Source organism: Mycobacterium sp. E342 (genome assembly GCF_001667665.1).
Classification (GTDB): domain Bacteria; phylum Actinomycetota; class Actinomycetes; order Mycobacteriales; family Mycobacteriaceae; genus Mycobacterium.
Genome location: NZ_LZJM01000219.1, coordinates 1 through 568, shown reverse-complemented (window position 1 = coordinate 568; position 568 = coordinate 1). Strand labels below are relative to the sequence as shown.

The following is a 568-nucleotide window of genomic DNA, read 5'->3' as shown; positions in this document are numbered from 1 at the left end:
CGGATCCTGCACAAAGTATTCCGATTCTCCCGGGTCTATCGGGGTATCTTCTCCGACATCTTGTCCAGAATTGTCGCGGTGGCCGGAGCGCCATTGCCGTATTGGCACACCTGCGCAGTGATGATCACATTGTTCTTCGCGCGCGCCACGTTGGGGCAGATCCAACCGGTGGGCTTCCCGTCCTGCAGTTCCGTCGCGGTCCACGTCAGATCCTTGCCGGCGGCGTCGGTCTTTTGGAATCTCCATCTCGATATGTCGTCTTTGCGGTGCAAAACGGCGTTGTCGCAGGAATTTACGGGCTTCGCGAGCCCATTGTCGAGCAACTGAGTCGCCGTTTTCGCGTCGGCTACCGTCGCAACAGCCAGATAGACCGCATGACCTGAAGTGTCCTTTTCTTCCCTGTATTGATTGCTTCGCCATGCGGTGTAAGCCACCCCCACCGAGTACGTGTCTGGCGCGATCAGCGGTTCGCACTCGGGGTCACCCTCGTCGGCGAAGGCGGCCACGGGCGGGGAGGTCGCGCCGGGCGGAGGTTTGGACGCCCAGTTGAGTTTCGCACCGACAATCT

The 568-nt window shown here is 60.2% G+C and carries 1 protein-coding gene; it reads right to left on the bottom strand.

Annotation, left to right across the window (positions count from 1 at the left end):
• Positions 1–35 precede the first annotated feature (35 nt).
• Positions 36–568 (bottom strand): sensor domain-containing protein (locus A5692_RS16560; RefSeq protein ID WP_068057756.1); only part of this gene is annotated, 533 nt, incomplete at its 5' end.